Source organism: Anaerovibrio sp., assembly GCF_051866355.1.
GTDB lineage: Bacteria > Bacillota > Negativicutes > Selenomonadales > Selenomonadaceae > Anaerovibrio.
In genome coordinates this window covers 1-6,991 of sequence record NZ_JBJDWZ010000171.1, presented here as the reverse complement: position 1 = coordinate 6,991, position 6,991 = coordinate 1, and the positions used below count along the sequence as shown (strand labels likewise).

At 52.7% G+C, this 6,991-nt stretch carries 7 protein-coding genes; 4 read left to right on the top strand and 3 right to left on the bottom strand.

All coding sequences use genetic code 11. The annotated features are described in order from the left end of the window. Positions 1-160 precede the first annotated feature (160 nt). The 3 genes from ACI3UA_RS08990 to lgt form a co-directional block, all read right to left on the bottom strand. A complete protein-coding gene (locus ACI3UA_RS08990; RefSeq protein ID WP_439724479.1) occupies positions 161-1,003 on the bottom strand; it encodes a menaquinone biosynthetic enzyme MqnA/MqnD family protein in 843 nt (280 codons plus the stop codon). Between the two features lie 183 nt (positions 1,004-1,186). Beyond that, positions 1,187-1,636 carry an S-adenosylmethionine decarboxylase family protein gene (locus ACI3UA_RS08985; RefSeq protein WP_439724478.1) on the bottom strand — a complete coding sequence of 150 codons (450 nt, stop codon included), beginning with the start codon at positions 1,634-1,636 and terminating at the stop codon, positions 1,187-1,189. A gap of 199 nt (positions 1,637-1,835) precedes the next feature. Further along, positions 1,836-2,624, bottom strand: a complete 789-nt coding sequence (lgt, locus tag ACI3UA_RS08980; protein WP_439724477.1) for a prolipoprotein diacylglyceryl transferase — start codon at positions 2,622-2,624, stop codon at positions 1,836-1,838. A 378-nt stretch (positions 2,625-3,002) separates the two neighbouring features. Here lgt and pth point away from each other — a divergent pair, with 378 nt between their 5' ends. The 4 genes from pth (at position 3,003) to ACI3UA_RS08960 (ending at position 6,894) form a co-directional block, all read left to right on the top strand. Then, entirely contained in the window at positions 3,003-3,668 is a 666-nt protein-coding gene (gene pth / locus ACI3UA_RS08975; RefSeq protein ID WP_439724476.1) for an aminoacyl-tRNA hydrolase, read from the top strand. Beyond that, positions 3,661-4,968, top strand: a complete 1,308-nt coding sequence (locus tag ACI3UA_RS08970) for a radical SAM protein (RefSeq protein ID WP_439724475.1) — start codon at positions 3,661-3,663, stop codon at positions 4,966-4,968. Before pth ends, ACI3UA_RS08970 begins: the two co-directional genes overlap by 8 nt. 133 nt (positions 4,969-5,101) lie before the next feature. Continuing rightward, positions 5,102-5,881, top strand: a complete 780-nt coding sequence (locus tag ACI3UA_RS08965) for a CheR family methyltransferase (protein ID WP_439724474.1) — start codon at positions 5,102-5,104, stop codon at positions 5,879-5,881. Between the two features lie 11 nt (positions 5,882-5,892). After that, on the top strand, positions 5,893-6,894 hold the full coding sequence (locus tag ACI3UA_RS08960; protein WP_439724473.1) for a phenylacetate--CoA ligase family protein: 1,002 nt from the start codon (positions 5,893-5,895) through the stop codon (positions 6,892-6,894). The last annotated feature ends 97 nt before the right edge of the window (positions 6,895-6,991 follow it).

The window sequence follows — 6,991 nt, the reverse complement described above, 5'->3', positions numbered from 1 at the left end:
AAGATTTAAACGGTAAGCAGAAGTGACCGCCATCAGCTCCAATGAATGCGGTCGCTTCTGTAAAGTAACCAAGTGAAAAGGGGCTAACCGTCTATCAGCAGTACCACCTTTTATATTACACTCTCATTATACAGTTATTTTGTTTTTTTGGCAAGCCAATTTACCGCTGTACGTCGGCTATGCGGATGCGCGGGCGGCGCGGTATCAGTCCCTGCTCGTATGCCAGCTCGTAGAATACCTTGAGATTGTCCAGATATTCTTCGGTCAGGTTCCATTTGATGATATTGAGATATTCGGACACCTGCCGTTCCGTGAACGGCTTCTTGTCGATGATGGAGGCGATGGCCTCCTTTTTATTTTTCAGTCCTTCCTGCAGGGAGCGGTAAAGCCGGTCGTAGATAAACTGCACTCCCTCCGGATTGGCCTGGGCAAAGCTCTTGTGGACAGCCCAGACGGCGTATACCATACAGCGGTCGGTGAGCTTTTTCCACTCCCGTCCCAGGTCGTAGTAGTAGTATTTGTCCCGCTGCTGGTGATGGTATACGCAGAGGGCATCATCCCCTATGAGCAGGGAGGCGGTGGCGTCGCTTGGCACAGGATTGGCAGGGGTGAGATTGCGGGTATAGTAGCGCGGTGAAGCGTCGTAGGCCTTTGCCATAATGATTTTCAACAGGCAGTGGGCGGTGGCGGACTGGGCCGTGAGGATAATCTTGTCTTCGTTGATTTCCTCAATTGGCTTTTTCGATACCAGAAGAATGCTGCGCACCTCGCCGTCAGCCCTTACGCACAGGTCAGGCAGTACCAGCAAATCCTCATAGCTCCGAGCATATACAATAGAGGATACCTCGCTGGCATCTACGCGCCCCGTCATCAGGTCGTTGTTCATGACGGCAGGCACGCCGTTTCTTAGTTCCAGTCCTTCCTTCAGGTTAAGGCTGTTAAGACCGTAGGTCAGGGGCAGTACATTGAGAAAATGTATATGTCCCAAACGTGGTTTATTCATGAAATCCCTCCGATTGGCAGAATACTCTGCGATATTTCACATGTTTTATATTATACACTTTTTTCGTCTATTTGTTTAGAAAAATATAATTGTATACATGGATATTTTTTGCAAAGAAAAACCCCTGCTGTTTATTTGCAGGGGTTGCAAACATATTGAGAAAACCTCTCTGTCTATTGCCGCTTATCTGCGGGTGAGAATACGGATTACCTTGTTGCCGGTATTGCGTATCTTGCGGATAGGGGCGGTCTTGGTCTTGTATTTTGGCTTCATGTCGGTAACAGAGCCAAAATCGCCGCGCTTTAAAAGGGTTGTCTTGGTCTTTTCCGGCTTGAAGAGCTTGCGGAATGTGTTAAAGAGCAGCTCCGGGGTTGCATTCTGCTGGCACAGGAAGGTGTCCGCAGATATGTAGCGAAGCTCCGGGAAAGCATGCAGGGTCATGTGTCCTTCAGCAAAGATAACCATGATGACGATATGGCCGTCCGGCAGTACCTGATGGATGCCGGAAACAACCTCCAGCCTGCTTTCATTCAGAAGGGTTTTCAGCCTTTCCAGCAGCTGTTCCGTGTCGGCAAAACAGGATTCCTTGCATTTGTACATGTCGATGGTGAGATGGCGGGCTAGTATTTTCAATAGATACACCTCTTATTCTTTGTATGTCTTACCATTATACGATATTGACGATATAAAGTAAAGCCGCTGTTTTGCGCCCGGCAGGGAAGGGAGGAAAGCTCATGTCATGCGGTTTTCACATGCCGGTCAATTCTCCTGCTGTTTTGCGCCCGTCAGGGAGCTCCCGCTGTTTTACATCCGGCAGGGAAGGGAGGAAAAGTCAGGAATCCGTGCCGCCGGACTGCTTTTTGGAGCAGGCCAGATAGATAAAGACGGCCAGCGCGGCGGCAAAGGCTACTACGCTGGTAAGCTGGGCGGATTTGAATATGCCCAGAATCAGCTCCGTGTAATCGCCGCGCAGATATTCCAAAAAGAAGCGCGCCGCAGAATAGAGCATTACATAGAGGGCGAAGGCCTGTCCCTTAACGTGGGGAAACGCCCGATAAAGGAGCAGCAGGCCAAAGATGAGAAAGTCGAGCTGGCCCTCCCAGATTTCTGCCGGCCACAGGGGCTGTGCCCCATAGGTATGATAGGCCAGGGTGGTCTTGGGATAGAGGATGCCAAAGCCTGTGCCGGTGGGCGCACCAAAGGCATCGCCGTTCAGCAGATTGGCACAGCGTCCCAGTCCCTGCCCGAAGATGATGGCAGGAGCGCAGATATCCATCATGGCCAGGATATCAATCCGGTGATGGCGGCAGTACAGGACGCCGGTAATGACGCCGAGGACAATGCCGCCCTGAATAGCCATTCCCCCTTGCCACACGTTGAATATTTCCGTCAGGTGATGCTGATAGTAGCCCCAGTCGAAAAAAAATACATCCCAGAGCCGCGCCCCCAGCAGGCCGCTGAGGCCGCAGTAGATGCCCATATCCACTACATGCTCATGGTAGCGTCCGTCCTGTCTGGCAAGAAAATACGCCACGCCTGTGGCGACGATGATGCTGAGGCTCAGCACCAGTCCGTATGCCCTGATGGGAAAATCTCCTATGTAGAATAAATACTGATGCATGTCCATGACCTCCCGATGCTATATAAAACTTGCCATAAGAGTATAATTACTGTACAATATATCATTAGAGGTGTACCAGCACGGTAGGCGGCTAATCCTGCCCCCGAAAGGGGGTGGTGCCCATGACATTGTACGATTTTTTGACACTAGTATTTCTGGTGATGATTTGTATAGTGGCTATCAAGGCATAAGAAAAACCGCCTGCAGCTTCCAAACGTAGGCGGTTCTTCGTGACCACTAATGGGGGCAACCGTTTTACCGGTATGCCTCTTCTTATAGTTATTATAAGACATGTATAAAGAAAATGCAAGTTAATTAGTACAGTGCAGGCAAATAAGTACGGCATGTGCTGTTTACTTTTCAGAGGGAGCAGAAGAGATGAAGATAATTGCAGGCCTGGGCAATCCCGGCAGTGAATATGCCAGGACAAAGCACAATGTAGGCTGGATGCTGGTGGATGCCCTGGCAGACAGGCTGGGCGCTACCTCATGGCAGGCGCGTGAAAAAGGGCTGGTGGCCGAAGCGCGCATCGGGGCAGAAAAGGTACTGCTGGTGAAGCCGCAGACCTACATGAATAACAGCGGCGAGTGCGTAGGGCCTCTGATGCGCTGGTACAAGCTGGAGCCGGAGGATGTCATTGTGGCGCACGACGATATGGATATTCCGGCAGGCATGGTGCGGCTTCGGAAAAAGGGCAGTGCCGGCGGGCATAACGGCCTCAAGTCCCTGATTGCCCATATAGGCTCGGAGCAGTTTGGCCGGGTGCGCATCGGCATAGGCCGTCCCCTGCCGGGCTGGAACGTTATCAATCATGTGCTGGCTCCTTTTCCGGAGGAGGATGTGCCAAAAATCAGGGAGGCCATTGATTACCTCCTGCCCGCTGTGGAGTGCATCGTCAGCGAGGGCTACGATATGGCCATGAACAAATATAATCCGAAAAAGGAAAAGAAGAGCAAGAAGAAGCCGGAGAACAGGGAAAATACCGAAAATACCGAAAATCAGGAGAAGACCGCCTGGAAGGAGGCAGAGGAACAGCATGGCTAAGAAGAGCAATACGGGCAGGAAGGGCAGAAATGCAGGCGCAGGCAGCGTTGTCAGGCGTCCGGACTGCGAGATTACGGCGCTTTATGCAGATGAAAACGGTGAGATATTCGATGCACCGGGCATCGGAGGCGTAGGGCGCATCGGGGGAGATATCCGTCCCCTGACGCCGGAGGATTTGATTCCCCTGCCGGAAAGCGCGGATCTGATGTTTTTGCCGGAGCGGCAGGCCATGGGCACTACGCCTGATGGCGAGCTGATTCCCCTGACCGGGCAGGCTGTGGCCGCCATTTTGCCGGCAGGCTACACCCGCACCATGCTGCCGGGCTTTCAGATGCAGGAGGGGGCGGGGCGGCTTCCTCTGTACGGCTATACGGCAGTGGCGGTCTACAGGGATGAGCTGTACGTGGCCGCCGCCTATACGGATGAAAACCACAAGTGGGACCCGGAAAACTACAACACCCACGACCTGAAAAAGCTGGTGAAGCAGGTAAAAAAGGATTTGCCTCACAATCCGCTGGTGGAGCATCTGGCCAACTGCTCTTTGGAATGGCACTGCTGTACGGCAGAAAACCTCTTTTACCGCCGCTGGGAGTGCGGCATCCCTACCTCCCCTGTCTGCAATGCCAACTGCTTTGGCTGTATTTCCCTGCAGCCTGCCGAGTGCTGTCCGTCACCCCAGAGCCGGATAAAATTCAGGCCGACGCCGGAGGAAATCGCAGAAATCGGCATCTACCATCTGGAAACTGCCCCGGAGGGGATTGTCAGCTTCGGGCAGGGCTGTGAGGGAGAACCGTCGCTGGCCGCTGATAATATCAGCGCAGGCATCAGGCTGATAAGGGCCAAAACCGACAAAGGCCAGATAAACATCAATACCAACGCAGGCTATACGGAGGGCATAAAGAAAATCGTGGACGCGGGGCTGGATACCATGCGTGTCAGCATCATCAGCGCCATCCCGGAGAGCTATGACGCTTATTACAGGAGCAGCTACAGTCTGGAGGATGTGAAGGCCTCCATCCGCTACGCCCTCGGCCACGGCATCTATGTATCACTGAACATGCTGTATTTTCCGGGCTTCAATGACAGGCTTGAGGAGCTGGCGGCCTGGAAGGAATTCTTCCGCGAACTGCCGGTGCAGATGATTCAGGTGCGGAACCTGAACATCGACCCGGACGCCTTTTTGTCCATTATGCCGCCGCCGCAGTCCGGCTATACCGGTACGGCCGCCTTCCTGCAGGAGCTGCACGGGGCCTTCCCGGAGCTGGTTATCGGCAGTTTCAGCCACTATGTAGAGGGCTGAGGCCGCCTCCCGATAAAAAACATAAACAAGATGGAGAAGTATGTTAAAAAAATTTTCCATAAAAAAAGGGTTTTTAGCGGTTGATGTTGAATATAGAAATCATACATAGCTGAATGAATCGGAGGGGTATGAAATGGATGAAAGAGATTGGGAAGAGTTTAAGGCGAAGTTAAAGAAAAAAACTGAAATAGACCTTGATTTGTACAAGGCGCCGCAGATGCAGAGGCGTATCATGAACCTGGCCCGCAGAAACGGCTATGACAGATATAGCGCGTATTTTGACAAGGTTGTGCAGGACAAGGACGATTTTGCGGCATTTATTGAGTACCTGACCATCAACGTGTCGGAGTTTTTCCGCACGCCGGACAAGTTTGCCAAGCTGGAGACGGATGTCATTCCTGACCTTTTGAGAAGGTCCTCCAAGCTGAATATATGGAGTGCTGGCTGTTCAATAGGTGCGGAGCCTTACTCGCTGGCTATGATTATGAAGGATATAACGCCGAACCAGCGGCACCGCATCCTGGCCTCGGATTTGGACATTGAGATTCTGGCCAAGGCCAGGGCAGGTGTCTACACCGAGAACGAGATAAAGGCCATGAGCGAGGACCGCAAGAAGCGCTACTTCACCAGGCAGGGCGACAAGTACGCGGTCAGCCAGGACATCAAGAGCTGTATTGAGTTCAAGCGTCACAATTTGCTGAAGGATAACTTTGAGAGCGGCTTTGACCTGATTCTGTGCCGCAACGTGGTTATCTATTTTACGGAGGAAGCCAAGGACCAGCTGTACGCCAACTTCTTTAAGGCATTAAAGCCGGGCGGCATCCTCTTTGTAGGCGCTACAGAGGCTATTTTGAATTTCCGCAAGCTGGGCTACACCAGCTACCAGCCGTTCTTCTACCAGAAGCCGTTATAAGGAGAAGGTATATGATAGCTAATCCGGCCATTGAGCAGATGAAGAGAGAGGACATGTCTGCTCTGCAATTGAAAAAATTAAAAAAGCAAATGCATTGGGCTATGGAGAAAAGTGCCTTTTACTACAAGAAGTTCAGCGGTGCAGGGCTGAATAGTGCGTCACTGCAGTCGTTGGAGGATTTGCAGAAGCTGCCCCTGACTACCAGCGAGGAGATAGAGGGAACCACGGTGTACAACCTTCTGACCCTGCCGCTGAGCGCCGTGCTGAGGATTTCACGCATCGGCTTCAGCCAGCCGGTTATCCGTATGTACACCAACGGCGACCTGGCCTATCAGATAGAGATGATGACGCGGGTAATGGTGGCGCAGGGCGTGCATGGCGCTACGGTGGTGGGCCTTCTGGGAGAGGCTTCGGACAGCCGCCTGATGGATGTGCAGTATGCCCTGGAAAACATGGGCGTGACGGTGATTCTGCTGGGCAACAATCAGGAGAGCATCAAGGATCTGATTACTACCTGCCATATAGATGTGCTGGTCAGCGATTTCAAGCAGGTAACCCAGCTGGTGGTTATGCTGCAGGCCAGCGGCATTTCGGCGGATGATTTGTTCCTGCCGAAGATTATCTGCATGGAGGAAGGACTGCAGAACCCGAACCATTATTATATTGAACAGCGGTTGAAGGCAAAGACCACGACCCTGTACAATTCGCCGGTGATGGGGTGCGGGGGGATTATGTTCCCTTGCAGTGAGGGTAGCGGCTACCATGTGCAGGAGGATTATTTTTATCCGGAGATTCTGGAGTATGGCACTGATAAGCTGATTACGGAGCCACACAAGGTAGGGGAGCTGGTGCTGACCGCCCTGGCCGCCGAGGCCATGCCGATTTTCCGCTATCGCACGGGGCAGGCGGTGATGCGTCTGGATGATGACTGCCCATGCGGCAGGTCCCTGATGCGCCTGGCTTCGCCGACGGAGTATGCCGGCGTGGTGTGGCAGGCCGTGCAGGAGAAATGAGAGAGCTGATGCCGCCGTTTTTTGGCGGCGCAGAATATGTGGGATAAAAAGAGGGGTGCTGTCGCATTGAGCTGATGTGACGCACCCCTTGTAGTTT

Coding starts and splice junctions, on each gene's coding strand:
- ACI3UA_RS08990 (WP_439724479.1), bottom strand. CDS start 1,003: ATGAATAAACCACGTTTGGGACATATACATTTTCTCAATGTACTGCCC.
- lgt (WP_439724477.1), bottom strand. CDS start 2,624: ATGCATCAGTATTTATTCTACATAGGAGATTTTCCCATCAGGGCATAC.
- pth (WP_439724476.1), top strand. CDS start 3,003: ATGAAGATAATTGCAGGCCTGGGCAATCCCGGCAGTGAATATGCCAGG.
- ACI3UA_RS08970 (WP_439724475.1), top strand. CDS start 3,661: ATGGCTAAGAAGAGCAATACGGGCAGGAAGGGCAGAAATGCAGGCGCA.
- ACI3UA_RS08965 (WP_439724474.1), top strand. CDS start 5,102: ATGGATGAAAGAGATTGGGAAGAGTTTAAGGCGAAGTTAAAGAAAAAA.
- ACI3UA_RS08960 (WP_439724473.1), top strand. CDS start 5,893: ATGATAGCTAATCCGGCCATTGAGCAGATGAAGAGAGAGGACATGTCT.